Origin of the sequence: Nocardia sp. NPDC047038 (genome assembly GCF_040644075.1) — a bacterium.
Taxonomy (GTDB): Bacteria; Actinomycetota; Actinomycetes; order Mycobacteriales; family Mycobacteriaceae; genus Nocardia; species Nocardia sichangensis.
Genome location: NZ_JBEYVQ010000001.1, coordinates 407935 through 430635, shown reverse-complemented (window position 1 = coordinate 430635; position 22701 = coordinate 407935). Strand labels below are relative to the sequence as shown.

The window sequence follows — 22701 nt, the reverse complement described above, 5'->3', positions numbered from 1 at the left end:
GCGGGACCGGAAAGCCGGCCCCTAACGTCGTCGCCATGAGCACACCGACCAGCGCCGGGCGCGAGACCCGGTTCGCTTCGGCCGTAGGAGCCCGAAATCATTCCGCCGCAGCCTCTTCCGTCACCGCGCACACGCGACGCTACGCCGCGCTCACCGCGACCGCGCTGACCACCGTGGCGGCGACGGTCTTCCTCTCCCCCGCCCCGCAGGCCGCCGCGGCGGCCGCGCCGATCGAGAGCCCGCAGGCGAGCGCCGCCGTCGCCGAGCTGGCCGCCGGTGGCCCCGACGCGCTCACCGCGATCCCGGCGGACTTCGTCGCGTCGTTCGGTTACCGGCCCAGCACGGTGGACGGTTTGCTGGTCGATCCGGACGGCGACTGCTCGTCCCCGGTGACGCTGCCCGCCGAGTTCGACACCGCGTGCAAGGCCCATGACCTCGGCTACGACCTGTTGCGCTACGCCGACCAGCGCGGCGAACCGCTGGGCCCGTGGGCGCGGCAGGCCCTCGACGCGTCGCTGGACCGGCAGATGCACCAGGCCTGCGCCACCCGCGTGGACCCGTTCTCCCGCGCCCGCTGCGATGCGATGGCATCGATCGCGAACACCGCGGTCGATCTGAACTCGCGGCGGCAGGATTACGGCGTACCGGTGGTCGAGCCCCTGTTCGACGCCGCCGAGTCCGACTCCGCGTCGAGCTGGAAGCTGCTCGGCGTGCTCGCCGCCGGAATCGCCGGCCTGAGCGCGGCTCTCGTCGTCCACAACCGGCGGCGTGGCTCCGGACTCGCGGATTGCCCGCCACCTGCGTCCGTCGCGGCAACGGTGCGGCGATGACGGCGTTCCCGAACCGCCGTCTCCGACTCCAGGCGCGACCGCCGCGGATCGGCACGACACTCGGCATCGGGCTCGGCACACTGGCGTCGTTGGCCCCGGGTCTGCTCCCTCGCACACCGGGCGCGCAAGCCGTGCTGACCGGGCTCCTCGCGGCGCTGACGCTCGGCGTGGCCGGAACGCTGCGAATCATCGTGCGGCGACGGGGTTTCGACTTCGATCGGCACCATGCGTGGCTGCGGCTGCCCCTGCTGATCGCGATATCGGTGCTGGTGGTGGGAGCAGCGGCGAACGCGGGACACTGGCAGAACCGGCTGCGCGCCGCGATGGGCACGCCGCCGATCGGCGCCGACTACTGGGTGCGCTGCGCGCTCGGCGCGGCGCTGATCGTCGGGCTGTTCGCCGCCGCCACCCGCTCGATCGCCTGGTCTTGGCGGAAACTGGGCTGGTCGCGGAGCGTCTCGCTGGCCGCCGTCGCGGCGGTGCTGCTGTACCTGGTCGGTGTGCCCGCGGTGGTCGGATGGCGGGAGGCGGCGTACGCGCGGGCCAACGCCGAGCTGGATCCCACTCTGGTGCGACCGGTTTCGCACGCCGGGTCGGGTAGCGCGGAGTCGGCGGTGAGCTGGACGTCGCTGGGCGCCGAGGGGCGCAAATTCGTGAGCGACGCGTCGGTGCGCGCCGTGCGAGTCTACGTCGGGGTGGCCTCCGCACCCGACCTGGACAGCCGCGTCGCGCTGGCGATCCGGGAACTGGAACGGTCGGGCGGCTTCGCGCGCTCGCACCTGGTCGTCACGGTGCCCACCGGATCGGGCTGGATCGACGCGAACGCCGTGGCGGGGTTCGATCGGCGCTTCGGCGGTGACGTGGCGCTGGTCGGGCTGCAATACTCCTATCTCCCGAGCTGGGCGACGTTCGTGTTCGGCCGGGAATCGGCGGTGACGGCCGCTCGCGCCTTGTTCACCGCCGTCGAGCGCCACATCCAAAGCCTGGCGCACAAGCCGAAGCTGTACCTGTACGGGCAGAGCCTGGGCGCTCTGGGCGGCAACGCCGTCTTCGCCGACGACGCCGAGCAGGACGACCGAACCTGCGCGGTTCTTTGGGCGGGTCCACCGGCCGACAATGTCCACCGCGCCGGCGCGACCGTGCTGGCCAATAGCTCGGATCCGGTGATCCACTGGTCGCTTTCCCAGCTGTGGCGCGCGCCCGACCTGACCGGCGCCCGCGTCGACGCTCCGGTTCCGCAATGGCTTCCGGTGCTCAGCTTCGCGCAGACCACCGCCGATCTGCTCGCCGCGCTGCACGCTCCGCCGGGCCACGGCCACCGGTACGGCCAGGATCAAGGGACGGCGATGGGCTCGTGCTGAGCTGTTCGGCACGCCACTCGCCCGCAACCGCCATAGAACATGTTCTAATTTCTTCATGGCCTTCGTCATCGACCTCGCCGCCGACATCGACGCCCCAGCCGACCTGGTGTGGCAGGTGATCACCGACTTCCCGCGCTACGGCGAATGGAATCCCTTCGTCACGGAGTGCCGCAGTTCGCTGGTGCCGGGCGAGCCGATCGACATGCTCGTCCAGGTCTCCGGCTCGAAGCCGCGCAAGCAGCGGGAATGGATCCGCTCGCACACCCAGGGCCGCGAGCTGAGTTACGCGATGAAACCCGTACCCCTGGGCGCGCTGCACAGCCTGCGCTCCCACACCGTGACGCCGCTTCCGGACAACCGCACTCGCTACGAATCCCATTTCGAACTCGGCGGATGGCTGCATCCCGTGGTCGTCGCATCGCTGGGCAAGAATCTGCGCCGGGGTTTCGAGGGCATGACCGACGGCATCCAGAAGCAGACCGAAGCGCTGCGGGCTTCCTGACGATGGAAACCCTCGGGCGCCGAACGACTCCTTGTTGCCGAACCGGCCTGCTGGAGTCGGACGCCGTCGGAGTCCACGCCGCTGGAACCCGAGTCGGACCGGACGGGTTCACGCGCGCAGATAGGCCAGCGCGGCGTCGAGCGCGGCATCGGCGTATTCCTCGGTGAGACCACCGAGCCCGAGGGACCACCGCATCTGCGCCGGACCGAGTAGCAGATCGACGGCGAGCTCGAGATCGAGGTCCGCACGCAGTTCACCGGCGGCGACCGCGGCGGCCAAACGGTCGGCGACGGCGGCGCGCTGAGGCAGCAACAGGCGCTCACGGTAGGCGGCGCCCAACTCGGCGTCCTGCTGGATCTCGATGTACATCGCGCGGAGGAAGGATTCGAACCCGGGATCGGTCAGCGCGACGACCGAACCGCGCAGCAACTGGCGCAGATCGGCGGCGATGTCGCCGGTGTCCGGTAGCGCCGGACCCTCCGGCCCCGAATCGGATTCGAGCATGGCGTCGAACACCACCGCCCCCTTCGACGGCCACCAGCGGTAGATCGTCTGTTTGCCGACACCCGCGCGGGCCGCGATGGCCTCGATGCCCAGCTTCGCGTAGGACACCTCACGGATCAGCTCGGCGGTCGCGGCGAGTATCGCCGCACGGGAGCGCTCGCTGCGGCGCGCGGCGGCGGGAGTCTCGGGCATGCCGTCACGGTAGCAGATGACGAGACGAAACGTCTCGTCTTGACAAGGCGCGAGCGACTTGGCACGGTATCCGACGAGACGGAGCGTCTCGCGACGAAAGGATCGCCCATGACCAGAACGTGGTTCATCACCGGCGCAGGCCGCGGACTCGGCCGCGCCTTCACGACGGCCGCGCTCGCCGAGGGGGATCGCGTCGTCGCGACCGCCAGAAACCCGGAGAACCTCGCGGGCATTGCCGACGACCGTCTCACCGTGTTGCCCTTGGACGTTCGCGACCGCGCCGGCGTGATCGCCGCCGTGGACAAGGCGTTCGCGCTGACGGGCACGATCGATGTGCTCGTCAACAACGCGGGTTACGGCCTGGTCGGCGCCGTGGAGGAACTGACCGAGACACAGATCCGCGACCAGATGGACACCAACTTCTTCGGCGCCCTCTGGGTTTCCCAAGCGGCGGCGCCCCATCTGCGCACGCAGGGTTCGGGACACATCGTGCAGATCTCCACGGTCGGGGCCGTGGGCAGTCTCCCCTTGTTCGGGCTGTACAACGCGAGCAAGTGGGCACTGGAGGGATTCAGCGCCTCGCTCGCGGACGAACTGCGCCCCTTCGGCATCCGGGTCACGCTCGCGCAGATGGGCGGCTTCGACACCGACTGGGCCAAGTCGAGCATGCGATTCGCCAGCGGCATTCCCGCCTATGCGCCGGTACGTAACGCCATCCTGGGCATGCCGGACTACCCGGCCGAGGCGACCGGAACGGAGTCGACCGAAGCCGAGCCGGCGAACACACCGAACGAGCCTGCCGCTCCGGTCGAATCGGGCGCCGACACCGAGTCCGAGTGGATCGAAGCGCCTCCGGAGGTCGGCGCCGCGGGTCTGATCGAGTTGGTGAACATGCCGAATCCCCCGCTACGCAAGATCATCGGGCCTGGCGCGCACCAGATGGTCGCACTCGCGTTGGATCAACGCCGCGCCGACTACGCCGGCGACCCCGAATTCACCTGGCCCGCCTGATTGTTCACCGAGCCGCTCGGCACCGCGGGTGCGGTGAGCCGAGCGGCTCGGTGCGAAATATCAGGCGACGGGACCGCGAGCGGCCTCGTAGGCCGCGCCCACCCGGTAGAGGCGATCGTCGGCGAGGGCAGGGGCCATGATCTGGAGCCCGACGGGCATGCCGTCGTCCTTGCTCAGCCCGGAGGGGACCGACATGGCGGGGTGACCGGCCAGATTGGTCGGGAGGGTGCACAGGTCCGACAGGTACATGGCCAGCGGATCGTCGACCTTCTCGCCCAGCTTCCACGGCGTGAACGGGCTGGTCGGCGAGACGAGCACGTCGACCTGCTCGTAGGCCTTGTCGAAGTCGCGGGCGATCAGCGTGCGCACCTTCAGCGCCTGGCCGTAGTAGGCGTCGTAGTAGCCCGCCGACAGCGCGTAGGTGCCGATCATGATGCGCCGCTTGACCTCGGGGCCGAACCCGGCCGCGCGCGTGGCCGCCATGACCTGCTCGGCGCTGTGCTGACCGTCGTCGGCGACGCGCAGGCCGTAGCGCATCGCGTCGAACCGCGCGAGGTTCGACGACACCTCCGACGGCATCACCAAGTAGTAGGACGACAGCGCGTATTCGAAGTGCGGACAGGACACTTCGATCACTTCGGCGCCGAGATCCTTCAGCACCGCCACGGCGGCGTCGAAGGAGGCGAGCACGCCGGGCTGGTAGCTGTCGGAGTGCAGTTCCTTCACCACGCCGATCTTGACGCCGCGCAGATCGCCCTGCGCCCCGGCGCGCGCGGCGGCCACCACCGGCGGCACCGGCACGTCGCGCGAGGTGGAGTCGCGCGGGTCGTATCCGGCGATCACCTCGTGCAGCAGCGCCGTGTCCAGCACCGTTCGACCGCACGGACCGCCCTGGTCCAGCGACGACGCGCACGCGACCAGGCCGAAGCGCGACACCGTGCCATAGGTGGGCTTGGTGCCGACGGTGGCGGTGACGGCCGCGGGCTGGCGGATCGATCCGCCGGTGTCGGTGCCGATGGCCAGCGGGGCCTGATGGGAGGCCAGCGCCGCCGCGGAGCCGCCGCCCGAACCGCCCGGGATGCGCGTGGTGTCCCACGGGTTGCGGGTGGGACCGTAGGCGGAGTTCTCGGTGGAGGAGCCCATGGCGAACTCGTCCATGTTGGTCTTGCCGAGGATCGGGATGCCCGCCGCGCGCAACCGCGTGGTGAGGGTCGCGTCGTACGGCGACACCCAACCCTCGAGGATCTTCGACGCACAGGTGGTGGGCATGTCCGTCGTGGTGAACACGTCCTTGAGCGCCAACGGGACTCCGGCCAGCGGCGAGGCGGGCTCGGAGCCGGAGGCGATCGCGGCGTCCACCGCGGCCGCGGCCGCTAGCGCCTGCTCTCCCGCGACGTGCAGGAAGGCGTGGTACTCGCCGTCGACCGCGGCGATCCGGTCCAGGTGCGCCTGGGTGACCTCGACCGAGGACAGCTCGCGGCCGTGGATCTTGTCGGCCAGCTCGGCCGCCGACAGCGTCGTCAAGACGGAATCGTGATGCGATGCTGCGCTCATTCGCCCTCCCCCAGAATCTGCGGCACCATGAACCGCTGCTCGTCCACGGCGGGCGCGCCCGACAGCGCCTCCCGCGGGGTCAGGCCCGGCACCACCTCGTCGGGACGGGTCACATTGGTCGCCGGGTTCGGCGACGCCGTAGCCGGGACGTCGGCGGCGGCTACCTCGGAAATGGTCCGCACGTGGCTCAGGATCGAATCCAGCTGTCCGGCGAACTGATCCAGTTCCGCGTCGGACAGCGCGAGCCGGGACAGCCGGGCGAGGTGTGCGACCTCGTCGCGGGAGATGGCGGGCACCGCGGGACCCCTTTCGGCTTCGTTATCAACAGTGCTCAACCCACACAGCCTAGCCACCGGGGACCGGGTCACCACCCGGCACCCGGGCTTCGTCGGCGCGGCGGAGGAACCATCGCCCAGCAGGCCCCCGGCAACCCCCTCCGGCGCGCGACACGGCCGCTCGGGCTAGCCCGACACGCCGGTTTCGCGTGAATTCATCGAGTGGCGCGCGTCACTCGCCGGTCTTCGACTCGATAACCGGCCGTAAGGGGTGTAAGTATTGCGTCACCCGGGTATCCGTTCAGAGCCTCGGCCGCCCTAAGAAAGGAAACGCACGTGTCGTATCTGCTCCGCGTGCAACTTCCGGATCGACCGGGAAGCCTCGGTGCGCTCGCCCTCGCACTCGGCTCCGTCGGTGCCGACATCCTCTCGCTGGACGTGGTCGAACGCGGCGCGGGCTACGCCGTCGACGATCTGGTCGTCGAGGTGCCCTCCGGCGCACTCCCCGACACCCTCATCACCGCCGCCGAATCGATCGGCGACGTGCACGTGGACTCGATCCGCCCGTACTCCGGCGTGCTCGACACCCATCGCGAACTCGAGCTCATCGATCACGTGGCCAGCGCTCGCGACGACCGGATGCAGGTGCTGGTGGATGGTGTGCCGCGGGTGCTGCGGGTCGGCTGGAGCACGATCATCGACATCGGGCCGCACGGCGCCTACCGGGTGGTCGGCAGCCCGAGTGCGCCACAGACACAAGCGGGTTCGGCACCGTGGATGCCGCTGGAGAAGCCGACGGTGCTCGACCCCGAAGCCGACTGGGTGCCCGAGATCTGGCGGGACATGGACACCAAACTCGCCGCCGCTCCGCTCGGCAACACCGGAAAGGTGCTGCTGCTCGGCAGGCCGGGCGGCCCCGACTTCCGGCCCTCCGAGGTGGCCCGGCTCGGCTACCTCGCCGGGATAGTCGCCACCGTCCTCGGCTGATTCGCAAGCGGCGCAGCGGATTCCGCGCCGCGGACGACTACCTGGGCGGAATCGCCAGAAGGGCCGAGCGGTAGCCGGAGCACATGCAGCAGCTCCCCGGCGGGGGTACGCCAGTCCCGGCTCGGTACGGGGACGAAGCCGAAGCGATCGTATATCCGCCGGGCGTCGACCATGGCGGCCATGGTGGTGAGGGCGACCGCCGCGCAACCTTCCGCGCGGGCGAGATCGAGCACGGCGCGCACCAGTGCCGTCCCGGCGCCGAGTCGGCGCGCGGCTTTCGCGACGGCGAGCATGCGGAACTCGAGCTCACCCGGCAGCGCGATCTCCGCGTACGGATTGCCCGCGGGTGCGACCGTCAGCGAGCCGACGATCCGGCCCGCGTGCGTGGCGACCAGGACCCGGGCCGAGGCGGCGCGGCGGGCGGTGTCGGCCAGCTCGCCCGCGTACCAGCTGCCCGTTGCCACGTAGCCTTCGCCGACGTAGACCTCCACCGTCAAGTCGCCGATCGTCGCGTACTCCTCGGGCCGCGCCGCCCGGACGACGACACCCACGTCCCGCTCATCCATACCCGGCATGATGCCATCGACCATAGTGTGGGCCACGGCACGGCGACCGCTCAGCCGGGACGAGAAATCTGCCAGCGGTCGGGCTTGCCCGCCGGATAGACGACGGTGAGCAGGTCGCCGATCGACGGCCAGGAACTCGTGTCCCAGGCGAAACGGCCGTACACGACCTTGCCGGAGACGGAAGGACCGCTCAGATTCCCGGTGATGGTCACGTACTGTTCGCCCGTCGCGTCGGGGCGCGGGCTCACACCGGTGACGTACAGCGTCCCCTCCTCCGGGTTCGCCGGGCGGTAGCCCCGCTTGCCGCGGATGGTGAACACGATCAGCGACACCAGCACCGCGGTCAGGGTTACCAGCGCGACGAACTCCAACATGCCCCCATGCTAAGTCGCGTCACACCGGCGTGAGGTCGCTGGCGCCCTGAGCCGTGCGCCGTACCTGCCAGACCGATGTGCGGGTGCGTTGCGATCGTCCGTTGCCCCGATCGATCAGCGTCCGATTGTTCGTGGTGAATATCAACTGCGCCCCGCGCGCATTCGTCTCCGGATTCTGGAACAGCTGGATCAACCGATCGGTCTCCTCCGCGGGCAGGCACGCGCCGATGTCGTCGACGGCGAGCACACGGCCCTCGTCCAGCGCGTCGAGCATGGCGGGCAGGACCCGCAGCAACGACAGCGTGGCGGAGGATTCGTCGCCGATGCCGAACGGGGCGTCGATGCCGTCGTGCACCAGGCTCAGGCCGACGCCGCGCCGGGCCACCATGCGCGTGTACAAGGCATCGCGCGCGGCCTTCAGATTGGTCAGCTCACGTTCGAGCAGCACCGGGGTCAGGCCGTTGTCGCGCAGCAACTGATCGGCGTGGCCGGGCGAGGAGGCGCACAGATCGATCTGCTTGCCGAGACCGGCGATGTCGGCGTCCAGATCACGCAGGTAGTCGGCGTACAACGGGTCGTTTTCGGCGACGAGCAGGTCGGTGATGCCCAGCTCGGCCGTGCGCAGCAGCATCAGCAGCCGCGCCGCGTTGTCCGGGGATCGGGAGATGTGACTGCCCAGCCGATGGGCGATGGCGTCGGGTTCGGCGGGACCGCGCTGCACTTCGAGCATGGAATCGAACCAGCGGTAGGCGGGCACGAGCGCATCGGAATACATCTGACCGGCGAGGCTGAGCAGCAACGCGTTCGGACGAACCAGCGGAGCCAGCGCGGTGATCCCGTAGCGCGCGGCCTCGAACATCGGGCCGATCTTGATCTGTTCCCCGTTGCGCTCGAACACGATTCGCTTGCGCGAGCGCGGATGGGTGTGCAGCCATTCCGCCGTCACGTCGGCGTTGTCCAGCCGGAACCCGTAGGTGTACGGCACGCCCTCGGCGACGAACGCCGCCACGAACTCCGAAGGCCGGTCCGGGAATCCGAGATGCGGCGCCCGCACCGGGCCCGCGTACGGGTCCCACCCGGTCACCGAGTGCAACACCGCGTCGCGCATCTGCCCGAGCGCGTCGATCAGGTTCGTCTTGCCCGCAGCGGCGCCGCCGTGCACGGCGGTCACCGGCACCGCCACCGGCCCGCTTCCTCTGGTGAGCCGCAACTCCTGCTCGTCGGCCAGCGATCTGTGATTGGTCACCTGAAAACTGCGCAGCATGCCGCCATACTTCCGTCTGTGGCATGGGTGGGCGACATCAGGCCGGTAGCGTCCGCGATCCGCGCCTGATCTTGCCCCACGTCGGCGACACGCGCACCGAGCCAACACACGGTTCGCCGAAGGCTCGAACGTCCTCCCTCTCTTTGTTCGATCACGAGCATTACCTGGGCGAACAGGTCTGCGACCGATGGCTGCGCGATCGGCGGCACGGCACCCTGATCGCATGACCGAGGCTTCGATCGCCTACCGCTGGACGCGCAGCGAGTTCCTGCGCGCGTGGGAGGCGGGCGCGTTCGACCATCGTGTCGAACTCGTCGAGGGGGAGGTATGGCCGGTGGTTATCGGGGACTGGCCCGGGTTCACAGTCGGCCGGATCGTCGGTCGGCTGCCGCGGGCAGGTGTCGAAGTGACCAATGCGACCCTACCTACCGGTCAGTCGTTGCCCGATCCCGACTGCTGGGCACTTCGCTCAGGCCGAGCCCGTCGACCTGATCGGCAACAAGCTGTCGGTGTGGGCGGCTTCCGATGTCCTTCTTGTGGTGGAGGTTTCGGACGAAACGGTGGTGCAGGATCTCAACCGCAAGGCGGATCTGTACAGCCGCGCCGGATATCCGACCTATTGGGTCGTCACCAAAGACGTGATCTACGAACACACCGAACCGACGTCGGAGGGTTATCGCACTCGGACCAGGTACCGGCCCGGCGACCACATTCCCGTCCATTACGCCGACACCACCATCGCCGTGGATGATCTGCTGTTCTCCCGGTAGCTGGACGACCGTCGCCAGGACAGCAGGCGTGATAGCGGGTTAGCATGCCTGCACGCTGCGGTCTTGCCGCGGCGTACTGCCGAAGTTGTTCGATGGGATGAGGGTAACGATGGGATCGACGGTTCGTCGCGTAGTGGTCGGAGGCTCCGCCGTCGCCGCGCTCGCGCTGGGCTCGCTGACCGTGGCGCCGGAGGCGGTGGCGGACGCGCCGTGTCCGGAGGGCACCGCACGCGTGTTCCTGGCCAACAGCACGAACACCTGCCAGGGCGGAGGGACGGTCAGCTACGACCCGCCCGGCGTGGTGTCGAAGGTGTGCTCGACGGCGAGCGCCGACGTGTCCGCCGAGGCGACGTTCAAGAATCGCCGCGGCAAGATCATCACCCAGAAGCTCGACCTGAGCGACGGCCGTTGCGGGCGGTTCGACATCGCGGGCCAGCTGGGCGCCACGGTCACGGTCCACTGAGCGGGTCACGCCCGAACAGCAGAGCGCTGTCGCCGAACTCGTGCCACAGGTAGCCGGTGTCCACGGCGGCGGCATACGCGGCGGCGACGGTTTCCTCCCCCGCCACTGCTACCAGGAGATCCAGGTGTGATGCGCCGGGCGCGTGCCAACCGGTGATCAGACCATCCACCACGCGTGCCGGTCGCCGTGCGCCGAGCACCAGGTCGGTCCACCCGCGCGACGCGTGGACCAGTCCCGACGGGTCGGCGGCGGTCTCCAACGCCCGCGTCACCGTCGTGCCCACCGCGATGACCCGCCCGCCGGCGGCTTTCGTGTCGTTCACCAGCCGCGCCGTCGAGGCGGCAACGGCGAACCGTTCCGGGCTCGGCGGTTCCCCGGCCTCGGGCGAGGAGACGCCGGTATGCAGGGTGATCGGCGCGAGAGCAATCCCTGCGGTGATCAGATCCAACACCACACGCTCGGTGAACGGCCGTGCCGCGCTCGGCATTTCCGCGCTGCCCGGCACCCTGCCGAAGACCGTCGTGTAATAGGCCGCCGACCACCGCTGCGGCACATAGGCATACGTGATGGGGTGGCCGTGTGCGGCGAGCAACCCGAACACGTCGCCGGTGACGTCCGCGCTCCAGAGACGACGTCCGCCGGGAAGCCAGGGCGCCCGCAGTGTGGCCGTCGCACCCGGCAATCGCAACACGGTCCCGGCCGAGAGCCGCTCGGACGGATAGGGAGTGCGCTCGGTGGTCCGGACCTCGACCACCCAGCGGCCGTCGTCCAGCCAGGTGGAGAAATGCAGCACGACCGGCTCTCCATCCACCGTGGCGTCGACCGCCGACGACATGGTCGCCGAGTTGTTCACCACCAGAAGGTCGCCCGGGTGCAGGCGGTCGGGCAGCTCTCGGAATCGGGCGTGCGTCAGACCGTCCTCGACGACGAGCAAACGGACCTCGTCGCGCGCCATCCCTCTCGCCTCGGGCGGGAGGGTGGCGTTGCGATCGGGGGACAGATCGAAGAACGGCAGTTCGGTCCGCACCGTCATGACGCCCGCCCGGCCACGAAATCCGCGGCGGCATAACGCCCGCTCTTCGGCTTCTCGGCGAGCAACCGCAGCAGCGCGGGCACCACTGTCGCGGGCTCGGGCCGATCGGAGATGTCGACGCCGGGAAACGCGGCCTGATGCATCTCGGTACGCATGTCGCCGGGATCGAACGCGTAGATGGACAGGCCCGGATGTTCCGCACCGAGGATCGCCGTGAGCTGGTCGAGCGCTGCCTTCGACGAACCGTATCCACCCCACGTGGGATACGGCTCAACCGCTGCGTCGGAGCTGATGTTCACCACGACGCCGTCCGGCCGCAGCAGCGGCAGCACGATGCGCAGAATCGCCAGTGGTGCGACCACATTCGTGCGCAAGACGCGCTCGAACTCGTCGAGTGGATAGTCCGCGAGGCCCAGCAACGGACTCGGCCCGAGACGGCTGGCGTTGTTCACCACGAGGGCGAGTTCCCCCGCACCGCGCGCGGCGTCCGCCAACCGGGCGCGATCCGCCGGATCCGTGACGTCGCCGGGGACCGCCTGGAACGACGGCCCGAGTTCGGCGGCCACCCGCGTCAACCGGTCGGCACGACGCCCGGTCCCCAGCACCCGCCACCCTTGTTCGATCAGCGCCCGCGCGAGCGCAGCGCCGAATCCTGCCGATGCGCCGGTGATCAGTGCGGTAGGACGAGACATGATGACCTCCTGGTAGTCGCCTACCAGTCGATCCTCATACCTCAACGTATCTTCAGGTCAAGCGCCGATCACTCCTCGGCTTCGGCGTCCTCCGCGGCCGTCTCCGGCGTGACCGCCTCGGGACCACCGGCCAGCAGCCGCTGGAACCCCTCCTCGTCGAGAATCGGCACACCGAGTTCCTCCGCTTTGGCGGCCTTGGACCCCGGCGCGTCACCGATCACCACGAACGCGGTCTTCTTCGAAACCGAACTGGCCGCCTTGCCGCCGCGCACCAGGATCGCCTCCTTGGCGCCGTCGCGGGTGAAGCCTTGCAGCGAACCGGTCACCACGATGGACAGACCCTCCAAGTTGCGCTCGATGGATTCGTCCCGCTCGTCCTCCATCCGCACACCCGCGGCCCGCCACTTCGCCACCACGGCGCGGTGCCAGTCGACGGTGAACCACTCCGCCACCGCGGCCGCGATGGTAGGGCCCACGCCGTCGGCGGCGGCCAATTCCTCGACCGACGCCGCCTCGATGCGGTCCAAGCTGCCGAACTCGGCGGCGAGCGCCCGCGCCGCGGTGGGGCCGACGTGCCGGATGGACAGGCCGACCAGCACCCGCCACAGCGGCCGGTTCTTGACCGCGGCCAGGTTCTCCAGCAGCCGCTTGCCGTTGGCGGAGAGGCTGCCGTTCTTGTTGGCGTAGAGCGACGTGGTGAGCAGCGTCGCCTCGTCCAAGTCGAACAAGTCGCCCTCGTCGGTGATAGCGCCGGACTTCAGCAGATCGATCGCGCCTTCGTAACCGAGGGCCTCGATGTCGAAAGCGCCGCGGCCTGCCACGTGGTAGACGCGCTCGCGCAATTGGGCCGGGCAGAACTGCTGGTTCGGGCAGCGGATGTCGGCGTCGCCCTCCTTCTCCGGGCGCAGTTCGGTGCCGCATTCGGGACAGTGCGTCGGCATGACGAACTCGCGCGCGTCTTCGGGGCGCGCGTCCACCACCGGCCCCAGCACCTCGGGGATCACGTCACCCGCCTTGCGGATGGTGACCGTGTCGCCGATCAGCACGCCTTTGCGCTTGACCTCGGCCGCGTTGTGCAGGGTGGCCATCGCGACCGTCGACCCCGCGACCGACACCGGCTCCATCACCGCGAACGGCGTCACCCGCCCGGTGCGGCCGACGTTCACCTGGATGTTCAGCAGCTTGGTCGTCGCCTCCTCGGGCGGGTACTTGTAGGCGATCGCCCAGCGCGGAGCGCGCGAGGTGGAGCCGAGGCGGCGTTGCAGCGCGGTCTCGTCGACCTTGATCACCTGGCCGTCGATCTCGTGCTCGATGTCGTGCCGGTGCTCGCCCCAATACGCGACCCGCTCGATCACCGCGTCGATGCCCTGCACCCGTCTGGTGTGCTCGGACACCGGCAGGCCCCACGCGGCGAGCGCGCGGTACGCCTCGTATTGCGAGGTCGGCGTGTAGCCCTCGATCCGGCCGAAGCCGTGACAGATCATGCGCAGCCTGCGCCGCGCGGTGACCGACGGATCCTTCTGCCGCAGCGAACCGGCCGCGGTGTTGCGCGGGTTGGCGTAGGGCGGCTTGCCCTCGGCCACGATGGCGGCGTTGAGCGTCTCGAAATCCTCCAGCCGGAAGTACACCTCGCCGCGGACCTCCAGGAGTCGCGGGATCGGGAACTCGTCGCTGGGGTTCAGCTCGCCGGGGATGTCATCGATGGTGCGCGCGTTGAGCGTCACGTCTTCACCCGTGCGTCCGTCGCCTCGGGTGGCGCCACGGACCAGCCTGCCGTTCTCGTAGACCAGGTTCAGCGCGACGCCGTCGATCTTGACCTCGCACAGATAGTGCAGATCCGGCCCGGTCTCCGCCTCCACCCGGGCGGCCCAGGCGCGTAGCTCGTCGACGTCGAACACGTTGTCCAGCGACAGCATCCGCTCGAGATGGTCGACGGCGGTGAAATCGGTCGCGAACCCACCGCCGACCAGCTGGGTCGGCGAGTCCGGCGTGCGCAGGTCCGGATGCTCGTCCTCCATGGCCTGCAACCGCCGCAACAGCGCGTCGAACTCGCCGTCGGAGATGATCGGCGCGTCCCGGACGTAGTAGCGGAACTGATGCTCACGCACCTCGTCCGCGAGTTGCTGCCAGTCCACCCGCTGCTCTGGCGTCGCCGGGGCCGCCGCGCTCTCGCTGTCACTCACCCATCGCACATTAGCGGAGGCCACCGACAGGGAGCCGCCGTGTTCGCGCACGTCGCCGCCCTGGCGGACACGAATTCCGGCCGGTCCGTTTCTCGGCGCGAGCACAGCGTTCCGGCGGCCTTGCCCCAGCTCGCCGTTGCGGCGCCCACACCACGGCATGATGCCCGCGCCGCTGATTTGGAAGCCTTGTGCCGCTCTGAACGACCGGGCGTTCCGGGGGCTGCACCATGCGCAGCGTAGTTCTCTCTCGGCGCTGACGATCCCGTGAGCGGGGCTCCCCCCGACTGCCCACAACCGAGCTGGTTCCGGCACGAAGGCGGTCGGTCCGGGCGGGGATTCGCGTTCTCACACGACGACGTCAGGAGAACGAAAGGTCCTCCGGCTCTTCGGTATACGCGCGCGCGACATCCGCGGCCAAGCGCAGCGCTCGTCTGCTCCACTCCAGCGGGACGCCCGCCAGTCCGCATGCCGGGCTGACCGCGACCCGCTCCGCCAGCGTGCGGCGGCCGAAGCCGAGCCGATCGATCAGCCGCACGCCCGGTTCGGCGAAGGTCCGCCAGGTGACCGTCGTGGCCGGCGCCTCGGTGGGGACGACACCGAGCACCAGCTGCTTGCCCGCTTCCAGCGCCTCCCCGACCTCGTCGAGTTGCCCGGTGCCGATGATGCTCAGGTCGAACCCGATCCCCGCGGCGGCGCTACGGCGCAGCGCACCGAGCGCGGGTGGCTCGGCGCAGCTGTGCACCAGCACCGGCGCGGACTGTGCGGTGATCACCGCGTCCAGCACGGCCAGCGCTTCCGGTTCGGGCAACGCGCGCACGGTGTTCAGCACGCTCACCCCGCGCAGGGAGCCGTCCAGCACGGCGGTCAGCGACGGTTCGTCCAGCTGCACGACGACCTGCGCGCCGAGCCGCTTGCGCACCTCCGCCACGTGCTGCGCCAGCCCCTCGGCCAGGGACTCCGAGAGGTCGCGCACCGCGCCGGGATCGGTGAGCACGCGATGACCGCCGGGCAACTCGACCTGCGCGGCCAGCGTCAGCGGGCCCGCCGACTGCACCTTCACCGTCCGGCCGCGACCGGACAGGCCCGCGTTCTCCCACGCTTCCTCGAGCGCGTCCAGATCGGTCCGCAGCAGGTCATGGGCGCGCCGCGAGACCGAACCCGGGCGCGGCGCCAGTCGATAGCCCCTGGAGGTGGTGTCGAAACGCAGATCGACCAGCAACGCGGAGGCGCGGCCGATCAGGTCCGCGCCCGCGCCCCGACCGGGCAGCTCCACCAGGTGCGGTAACTCACCGAGTTCGCCGACGATGGTCGCGGCGGCCTCGCGCGGGTCGGTGCCCGGCCAAGAGCCGACGCCGGTGGCGACGCCGCCTCGCAAACGCACCGGCTCGGCGGTCACGTCCGTCCCGCCATCTCGCGTCACGTCATCCGTGCCGGTCTCGTACACCGTTGCCGCACTCCATCCGATCGATTCCGCCATTACGGGACCCGCCGTTCTCGACGGTCACAGCCCAGTTTTCCGCACCGGACGACACCGGAGGATGGTGCGGGATCACCGCGCCGCCTCGGCCCCCGTTTCACTCGTGACAGACTCTTGCGCGGTGCCGGAGATGGTCCCGCTGCCGATCACCTCGTCACCCGCGGGATCCGGACGGTAGACGACCACGGCTTGGCCGCGCGCGACGCCGGTCAGCGGCTCGCGCAGCCGCACGAGCAGTCCGTCGCCCACCGCCTCGGCCACCGCGGGCGCGGTGCCGCCGTGCGCGCGCACCTGCGCCACGCACTCGATCGGGCCCGCGGGCGCGGAGCCGGACGTCCAGATCGCGCGCTCCGCCTCGATCGTCCAGACCTGCAAGTCCTCGGCCGACCCCACGCGGACCGTGCCGGACTCGGGATCGATGCCGGTGACGTACCGCGGCTTGCCGTCGGCGGCGGGACCCGGCAACCCCAGGCCCTTGCGCTGGCCGATGGTGAATCCGTGCACGCCCTCGTGCCGCGCGAGCTCCCGGCCGTCGGCGTCGACGACCGCGCCGGGCCGGATGCCGATCTTCGCGCCAAGGAAGGCGCGCGTGTCGCCGGAGGGGATGAAGCAGATGTCGTGGCTGTCGGGCTTGTTCGCGACGGCGAGCCCGCGCTCGGCGGCCTCGGCGCGGATCTGTGGCTTGGGGGTGTCGCCCACCGGGAACATCGCGCGCGAGAGCTGCTGCGCGGTCAGCACCGCCAGCACATAGGACTGGTCCTTGTCGGCGTCGACGGCGCGCCGCAGCACACCGTCCTCGAGCCGCGCGTAGTGCCCGGTGACCACGGCGTCGAAGCCGAGCGCCACCGCCCGGTCGGCCAGGGCGGAGAACTTGATCTTCTCGTTGCAGCGCAGGCACGGGTTCGGCGTCTCGCCCGCCGCGTAGGCCGCGACGAAGTCGTCGATGACGTCTTCCTTGAAGCGGTCGGCGAAATCCCAGACGTAGAACGGGATGCCGAGCACGTCGGCGGCGCGCCGGGCGTCACCCGCGTCCTCCTTCGAGCAGCAACCGCGCGATCCGGTGCGCAGCGTGCCCGGTGTCGCCGACAGCGCCAGATGCACCCCGACCACCTCGTGACCGGCGTCGACGGCACGCGCCGCCGCCACGGCCGAATCCACACCACCGCTCATCGCGGCGAGTACCCGCATCAAACACCTCCTTTCGCACCGGCCAGGCCTGCGGCCTTGGCCCGCTCCACCACTTGCGGCAAGACTTTCAGTACTGCGTCGACGTCGGAACGCGTCGAGGTGTGCCCCAGCGAGAAGCGCAGCGATCCGCGCGCCTGCCAGGGTTCGACACCCATCGCGATCAGCACGTGACTGGGCGTGGCGACGCCCGCGGTGCACGCCGAACCGGTCGAGCATTCGATCCCCGCCGCGTCCAGCAGCATCAGTAGCGAATCCCCTTCGCAGCCGGGAAAAGTGACGTGCGCGTTGCCGGGTAGCCGCCGTTCGCCGACCGGACCGTTGAGCACCGCGTCGGGCGCCGTCGCGCGGATGCCGTCGATCAACGCGTCCCGCAACGCGACCAGCTCGGCGGTCCGGGCGTGTAGTTCGATCGAAGTCTGGCGCAGCGCGGCGGCCAGCCCGATCGCGGCCGCCGTGTCCGAGGTGCCCGACCGCAGGTCGCGCTCGTGCCCGCCGCCGTGCAGCAGCGGCACGCACGGCACCTGCCTGCCGAGCAGTAGCACCCCGATACCGTGCGGGCCGCCGACCTTGTGCCCGGCGAAGCTGGCCGCGGACAGGCCGCTCGCGGCGAAGTCGATGGGCAGCTGCGCCGCCGCCTGCACCGCGTCGCTGTGCATCGGCACGCCGAATTCGGCTGCGACGGAGGCGAGTTCGACGATCGGCTGGATCGTGCCGACCTCGTTGTTCGCCCACATGACGGTGACCAGCGCGACCTCGTCGGGATGGGCGGCGAGCGCGGCGCGCAGCGCTCCGGCCGCGACCACGCCCTCGGCGTCGACCGGCAGCCAGGTGACTTCCGCGCCCTCGTGCCGCTCCAGCCACTCCACCGCGTCGATCACCGCGTGGTGCTCGACCGAGCTGGCGATGATCCGGTTCCGGCGCGGATCGGCGTCGCGGCGCGCCCAGAAGATGCCCTTCACCGCCAGGTTGTCGCTCTCCGTGCCGCCGGAGGTGAAGATGACCTCCGAGGGCCGGGCGCCCAGGTCGGCCGCGATCGACTCGCGCGCCTCCTCCAGCAGCCGACGGGCGGCGCGCCCGGAGCCGTGCAACGAGGACGCGTTGCCCGTGCTGCGCAAGGCAGCCGTCATCGCCTCGATGGCCGCGGGCAGCATCGGTGTGGTGGCCGCGTGATCGAGGTAGACCGTCTGGGGCGCAGCACCGTTGACCGGACCCGAAAAAGCCGACTTCATGACCAGTTAAGGATAGCCGTCACCCTTCGCCGGTTATTCCCCCCTGCTCGCCCGCTCGCGCGGGGTCCGTTCACGGACCCGGTTCAGGCTTGAACGCCCTGCGACCGGCGGAATCTCAGGGTTTTCACCTATTGAATGTACCGCTATTTAGCGGTACGTTGTTCAGCGTGTTGATCGCCGATCCGTTCCGTTCCGGGAGTGGATCCGGGGCCGGGACGCCGAGCGGTCGACGCCCGGACGAATCGATAGTGAGGAAGTTCCGATGGACCATCACACCCATGGACGCACGCGACGCGTGCTGGCGCGCGCCGCGGCCGCGTCCGTACTCGCCCTGATGCCGGTCGCCGCCGTCGCGGTGCCCGCGCTCGCCGACCCGATCGTGCTCGAGCAGGCCGACCAGCTCGATGCGACCCACGGCCGCCACGGCCACGACGACTGGAATCGCGGCAGGCACAACGACTGGGATCGCGGCCGCAACGACGACTGGTTCCGCGGCCGCAACCGCCACGACGACTGGGATCACGGCAGGCCCGGGTGGGACCACGGGTGGCGGCCGCCGACGGGAAGCGGTTTCTGAGTTCTTTCCCTATATCCGGGGCGGGCCGACATCGGCTCGCCCCGGACTCGGTGCAGCCCTCCAGCATTCGACGCCGGTGATCACAATCACGGCGTGGACGGGAGCGAGCCAGGCCCACACCGATGCGCCACGAGGCACCCGCAGCCATGATGCCGAACACCGTGCGTACCGCGAAACGTCTGCGAGTGGCACATGGCTGTGGCAAACCGCGAGTGGACCTCTCGATGGTGTGCCACTCGCGAAACCTGTCGCGTTACCGCGCGACCGCAGCACTCCGGCGCCCGCGCAGCATCGGGCGGCGGCGCGGGCGGCGCACTTCTGGTGCGTCGGTCGCGAGCGACGGGTCCTGGACTCGGGTGTGCCCCGCCTCGATCCACTCCGTGGTTTCCGCACCGTGGCGTGGCGACGCGGTGCCGCGGACCGCGGCCTCGCAGCGGCGGGCCAGTTCGCGCCGGTCGGGGCCGGGTTCCAGCACCGGTTCCAGCACCACTTCGGCGACCATTCCGCGCGAACGCAGCACCCGCCCGGCGGAGGAGCCGAAGGTGTCGACGCCGACGAAAGCGGGCACCGTGCACGGCACGCCGTGCCGGTCCAGGTACCGCAATCGCACCGGCTGCACGGGGGTGCCGGTGTCGACCGCCGCCTGGAGCAACGCGGGACGCATGCTGCCGTAGGCGCGGCCACACCACGTGGTGCCCTCGGGGAAGACGCCGATCCGCTCACCGGCGGCCAGCCGCGCTCCGACCGCGGCCACTACGCCCGGCAACTGCCGCAGGCTCTCGCGTTCGATCGGGATCACCCGCATCAACTCGGCGAGTTTGCCGATCATCGGCCAGTCCAGCATGTCGGCGCGGGCCACGAAGCCGAGCGGCTGCACCGAGGCCAAGGCGACGATGTCGGTCCAGCTGATGTGCCCGGTGACGATCAGCACACCCCGGCCTGCGGCGCCGAAACCGGCGGGTGCGAGCGTGGTGTCGCCCTCATCGACGACACCGCGCTCTTCCGCGGTCACCCGGTTGTCGACGACGCGCAACCGCAGGCCGATGGAACCGAGCAGTAGGCGCGCGTAGCCGCGCTGCAACGGCGCGCGCTTGCCGCGCGGGGTCACCGCGTGCGCGATCGGGTAGCTGAGCAGCAGACCGGCGACTCCGGCCAGCCGGGCGGCCACCCGCGCCGGGCCGACTTGGTCGACCGAATCGATGCAGCCGGAACCGCAGGGGCTCGACGGCATCCATGCGTGCGCGGCGGACGTGGCGGGTGGCGCGTCGAAGACCACGGTCCTCACCGTCCCCCGTCGAACGACGCGGCGGCGTCTTGTAGGCGATTGAGGTAGCGGGTGTTGATGGTGTTCAGCCCGAGCAGCACGACGAAGTCGGCGACCGCGAAGGCGGGATCGTGGGCGGGCTCGCCGCAGATCTCCGCGCCCAGCCGCAGGTAGCCGCGCACCAGCGGGGGCAGCTTCGGCCGCGACGGCGGGGTCAGTTCGTCGAGGGTCTTGCCGTCGACGATCACCGGGTTGTAGGGGTGCACCCGACGCTCCGGGTCGGAGGAGTGCCGCCCGAGCAGCATGTCGCGCACGCCGCGCACGTTCACTCCGGGCGGGTCGGCCGGGGTGTCCTGCATCGGCACCGACACGCAGCCCATCACCCACTCGTAGCCGGTGAGCTGGATGTAGTGCAAAATCCCCGCCCACATGAGGGTGAGCACCGAGCCGTTGCGGTGGTCGGGGACCACGCACGCGCGGCCCATCTCGACGATCCGAATGCCTTCCGGATCCAGTTGAGCGAGATCGAATTCCGTCGCCGTGTAGTACCCGCCCGCCGCGGCGACCTTGTCCGGCGGCAGCATCCGGTAGCAGCCGACGAATTCCCCGCCGGCGTCGTCGCGCACCAGCATGTGGTCGCAGTGCTCGTCGAAATGGTCGGCGTCCAAACCGCTGCCGTCGTCCGGAATCCGGAAACCCGGCTCGTTGGCGAACACGTTGTAGCGCAGGCGCTGCGCGGCGACGCGGTGATCGAGGTCGGAGGAGACCACCAGCGAGTAACGCGACCGCCCCTCCCCGGAGTCCGTCGGTCGAGCCGGGGCTGTCAGCACGGACGAAATAGTCATATCCACGATGAAGCCAGCCCTACAATGCGCCCCAGCAACCTCGAAGTGTCGCCACGATGCCGGTTGGGTGAACGAGACGGCTGTCACACCGAGCGTTCACCGAACGGTTCCACCGCGTTCGCCCTCCCGCACCGAAACCGCTTCCGACATGCGGTTTACCATGCGAGTCGCGGTTCGTTCCTGGGCAGCGTGAATGCCGCGCGCACCGTGAATCGCGCCGCTTTCGATCGTGCGCGACGCGATTCTCAGGTGCGAGAAGCCATTTAAGCGGCTCGCCTCTCCGCGGCGAGTACCTTCGGCGCGGTCGCCTCCTCCTCGGCGAAACCGGGGCGCCCGGTGAAGATGAACGCGACCAGCCAGGACGCGACCGCGGCGAAGCGGTTGCGGAAACCGACCAGGTAGAACAGGTGCACCGCGAGCCACATGAACCAGGCGATCACACCGCGGAAGGTGATGCGGTCGTTCAGCTTCGTCACGGCGCTGAACCGGCTGATCACCGCCATGCTGCCCTTGTCCCAGTAGGTGAAGGGCGTGCCGGGCTGCTTCTTGCGGCGGATGATGTCGGCGGCGTGCCTGCCTTCCTGCATGGCCACCGGCGATTGCCCGGGGTAGCCGTTGAGCGAGGTCATGTCGCCGATGGCGTAGATGTCGGCGTAGCCGCCGACGGTGAGATCGGGGTTGATCAGCAGCCGGCCGGCCCGGTCGGTCGCCACGCCCGTGGCCTCGGCCAGGATCTTCGCGAACCCGCCCGCCTGCACGCCCGCCGACCACACCACGGTCTCGGCCGCGATGGCATGCTCGACCCCGTCGGCGCTCTTGACGGTGACCTTGCCGTGCTCGATGTCGGTGACGAAGGTGCCGAGCAGCACCTCCACGCCGCTGCCGGTCAGCGACTTCTTCGCGTACTCCGACAGCCCGCCGCCGAACGGCGGGAGCACCTCGCCCGCGCCCTCCACGAGCGTGACCGAAACCTCCTGGTGGTAATACCGTTTCGCCAGCTCCTTCAGCTGACCGGCCACCTCGACGCCGGTCGCGCCCGCGCCGACCACGACGAAGCTCAGCAGCTTGCGCCTGGTCTGCTCGTCGGCCTGCGCGGCTTCGGCGAAGACGCGCGCGATCTGGGCGCGCAGCCGCCGCGCGTCATCGATGGTCTTGAGCGAATAGGTCTTCTCCGCGAAGTCGTCGCGGCCGAAGTAGGACTGGCTCGCGCCGGTGGCCGCGATCAGCGAGCCGTAGCGGATGCGGTGCGAAACGCCCTCGTGTTCGTAGGTGACGATGGCGCGGTCGGGATCGATGCCGACCACGGTGCCGAGGCGAACGTCGGCCTCGCGATGGCGGCGCAGGATGCCCGCGATCGGCGGCGCGATCTCCTCCGATGTGAGCACACCGGTCGCTACCTGGTACAACAGCGGTTGGAACAGATGCTCGGGCGTGCTGGAGATCAGCACATAGTCCACCCCCGACTTGGCCAGTTGCTTGGCGGCGGCGAGCCCGCCGAACCCCGATCCGACAATGACGACACCCGCGGTTTCGATTCCCGCGTCCACGTACTGCATGACA

22 protein-coding genes and 1 pseudogene are annotated in these 22701 nt (G+C 70.0%); 8 read left to right on the top strand and 15 right to left on the bottom strand.

Annotated features, from left to right (window positions below; translation table 11 throughout):
- Window positions 1-35 precede the first annotated feature (35 nt).
- Genes ABZ824_RS02065 through ABZ824_RS02055 form a run of 3 tightly spaced genes read left to right on the top strand, consistent with a single transcriptional unit; the run spans window position 36 to window position 2693 of the window.
- Entirely contained in the window at window positions 36-830 is a 795-nt protein-coding gene (locus tag ABZ824_RS02065) for a hypothetical protein (RefSeq protein WP_356961146.1), read from the top strand.
- A complete protein-coding gene (locus ABZ824_RS02060; protein WP_356961144.1) occupies window positions 827-2191 on the top strand; it encodes an alpha/beta-hydrolase family protein in 1365 nt (454 codons plus the stop codon). Before ABZ824_RS02065 ends, ABZ824_RS02060 begins: the two co-directional genes overlap by 4 nt.
- Before the next feature lie 55 nt (window positions 2192-2246).
- Complete coding sequence (locus ABZ824_RS02055) at window positions 2247-2693, top strand: SRPBCC domain-containing protein (RefSeq protein ID WP_356961143.1); 447 nt, start codon at window positions 2247-2249, stop codon at window positions 2691-2693.
- 108 nt (window positions 2694-2801) lie between these two features.
- Here ABZ824_RS02055 and ABZ824_RS02050 read toward each other — a convergent pair whose 3' ends face one another.
- Complete coding sequence (locus tag ABZ824_RS02050) at window positions 2802-3389, bottom strand: TetR/AcrR family transcriptional regulator (RefSeq protein WP_356961141.1); 588 nt, start codon at window positions 3387-3389, stop codon at window positions 2802-2804.
- Between the two features lie 108 nt (window positions 3390-3497).
- Between ABZ824_RS02050 and ABZ824_RS02045 the strand changes: the two genes are divergently transcribed.
- A complete protein-coding gene (locus ABZ824_RS02045; RefSeq protein ID WP_356961139.1) occupies window positions 3498-4400 on the top strand; it encodes an SDR family NAD(P)-dependent oxidoreductase in 903 nt (300 codons plus the stop codon).
- A gap of 60 nt (window positions 4401-4460) precedes the next feature.
- Here ABZ824_RS02045 and gatA read toward each other — a convergent pair whose 3' ends face one another.
- Entirely contained in the window at window positions 4461-5954 is a 1494-nt protein-coding gene (gene gatA / locus ABZ824_RS02040; RefSeq protein ID WP_356961137.1) for an Asp-tRNA(Asn)/Glu-tRNA(Gln) amidotransferase subunit GatA, read from the bottom strand.
- Window positions 5951-6250, bottom strand: coding sequence for an Asp-tRNA(Asn)/Glu-tRNA(Gln) amidotransferase subunit GatC (gene gatC, locus ABZ824_RS02035; RefSeq protein ID WP_067797657.1), 300 nt, complete (start codon window positions 6248-6250; stop codon window positions 5951-5953). Before gatC ends, gatA begins: the two co-directional genes overlap by 4 nt.
- Window positions 6251-6565: 315 nt before the next feature.
- Here gatC and ABZ824_RS02030 point away from each other — a divergent pair, with 315 nt between their 5' ends.
- A complete protein-coding gene (locus tag ABZ824_RS02030) occupies window positions 6566-7216 on the top strand; it encodes an amino acid-binding protein (RefSeq protein WP_355078799.1) in 651 nt (216 codons plus the stop codon).
- Between the two features lie 110 nt (window positions 7217-7326).
- Here ABZ824_RS02030 and ABZ824_RS02025 read toward each other — a convergent pair.
- From ABZ824_RS02025 to ABZ824_RS02015, 3 genes and pseudogenes are all read right to left on the bottom strand, one after another.
- Window positions 7327-7791, bottom strand: a pseudogene (locus ABZ824_RS02025) (GNAT family N-acetyltransferase); the annotation flags it as partial.
- Between the two features lie 41 nt (window positions 7792-7832).
- On the bottom strand, window positions 7833-8156 hold the full coding sequence (locus ABZ824_RS02020) for a hypothetical protein (protein WP_355078797.1): 324 nt from the start codon (window positions 8154-8156) through the stop codon (window positions 7833-7835).
- A gap of 19 nt (window positions 8157-8175) precedes the next feature.
- Window positions 8176-9420: an ATP-binding protein gene (locus ABZ824_RS02015; protein WP_356961135.1), complete on the bottom strand. Its 1245-nt coding sequence runs from the start codon at window positions 9418-9420 to the stop codon at window positions 8176-8178.
- Window positions 9421-9833: 413 nt separating this feature from the next.
- Between ABZ824_RS02015 and ABZ824_RS02010 the strand changes: the two genes are divergently transcribed.
- Both ABZ824_RS02010 and ABZ824_RS02005 read left to right on the top strand, forming a co-directional pair.
- Window positions 9834-10190 carry a Uma2 family endonuclease gene (locus ABZ824_RS02010; RefSeq protein WP_356961133.1) on the top strand — a complete coding sequence of 119 codons (357 nt, stop codon included), beginning with the start codon at window positions 9834-9836 and terminating at the stop codon, window positions 10188-10190.
- A gap of 109 nt (window positions 10191-10299) precedes the next feature.
- Window positions 10300-10653: a hypothetical protein gene (locus ABZ824_RS02005; protein ID WP_157170886.1), complete on the top strand. Its 354-nt coding sequence runs from the start codon at window positions 10300-10302 to the stop codon at window positions 10651-10653.
- Here the strand turns inward: ABZ824_RS02005 and ABZ824_RS02000 are convergent.
- The 6 genes from ABZ824_RS02000 to ABZ824_RS01975 form a co-directional block, all read right to left on the bottom strand.
- Window positions 10640-11686 (bottom strand): S-adenosylmethionine:tRNA ribosyltransferase-isomerase, encoded by a 1047-nt coding sequence (locus ABZ824_RS02000; protein ID WP_356961131.1) that lies wholly within the window; start codon window positions 11684-11686, stop codon window positions 10640-10642. The two genes, ABZ824_RS02005 and ABZ824_RS02000, sit on opposite strands and share 14 nt — an antisense overlap.
- Entirely contained in the window at window positions 11683-12378 is a 696-nt protein-coding gene (locus ABZ824_RS01995; protein ID WP_356961129.1) for an SDR family NAD(P)-dependent oxidoreductase, read from the bottom strand. The genes ABZ824_RS02000 and ABZ824_RS01995 overlap by 4 nt, the downstream gene beginning before the upstream one ends.
- Window positions 12379-12446: 68 nt before the next feature.
- Window positions 12447-14561: an NAD-dependent DNA ligase LigA gene (ligA, locus tag ABZ824_RS01990; protein ID WP_356961128.1), complete on the bottom strand. Its 2115-nt coding sequence runs from the start codon at window positions 14559-14561 to the stop codon at window positions 12447-12449.
- 358 nt (window positions 14562-14919) lie between these two features.
- Window positions 14920-16038, bottom strand: coding sequence for a methionine synthase (locus tag ABZ824_RS01985; RefSeq protein WP_356961127.1), 1119 nt, complete (start codon window positions 16036-16038; stop codon window positions 14920-14922).
- A 72-nt stretch (window positions 16039-16110) separates the two neighbouring features.
- Window positions 16111-17226, bottom strand: a complete 1116-nt coding sequence (gene mnmA / locus ABZ824_RS01980) for a tRNA 2-thiouridine(34) synthase MnmA (protein WP_356961126.1) — start codon at window positions 17224-17226, stop codon at window positions 16111-16113.
- The gene (locus ABZ824_RS01975; RefSeq protein WP_356961125.1) at window positions 17226-18455 is read right to left on the bottom strand and encodes a cysteine desulfurase family protein; all 1230 of its coding nucleotides are present in this window, start codon (window positions 18453-18455) and stop codon (window positions 17226-17228) included. The genes mnmA and ABZ824_RS01975 overlap by 1 nt, the downstream gene beginning before the upstream one ends.
- A gap of 262 nt (window positions 18456-18717) precedes the next feature.
- On the opposite strand from ABZ824_RS01975, the gene ABZ824_RS01970 reads away from it, so the two are divergent.
- A complete protein-coding gene (locus tag ABZ824_RS01970) occupies window positions 18718-19032 on the top strand; it encodes a hypothetical protein (RefSeq protein WP_356961124.1) in 315 nt (104 codons plus the stop codon).
- Window positions 19033-19285: 253 nt separating this feature from the next.
- Here ABZ824_RS01970 and ABZ824_RS01965 read toward each other — a convergent pair whose 3' ends face one another.
- From ABZ824_RS01965 to ABZ824_RS01955, 3 genes are all read right to left on the bottom strand, one after another.
- Entirely contained in the window at window positions 19286-20308 is a 1023-nt protein-coding gene (locus ABZ824_RS01965; RefSeq protein ID WP_356961122.1) for a lysophospholipid acyltransferase family protein, read from the bottom strand.
- 5 nt (window positions 20309-20313) lie between these two features.
- Complete coding sequence (locus tag ABZ824_RS01960; protein ID WP_356961120.1) at window positions 20314-21141, bottom strand: GNAT family N-acyltransferase; 828 nt, start codon at window positions 21139-21141, stop codon at window positions 20314-20316.
- Window positions 21142-21404: 263 nt separating this feature from the next.
- Entirely contained in the window at window positions 21405-22697 is a 1293-nt protein-coding gene (locus tag ABZ824_RS01955) for an NAD(P)/FAD-dependent oxidoreductase (protein WP_356961118.1), read from the bottom strand.
- Between the last annotated feature and the right edge of the window lie 4 nt (window positions 22698-22701).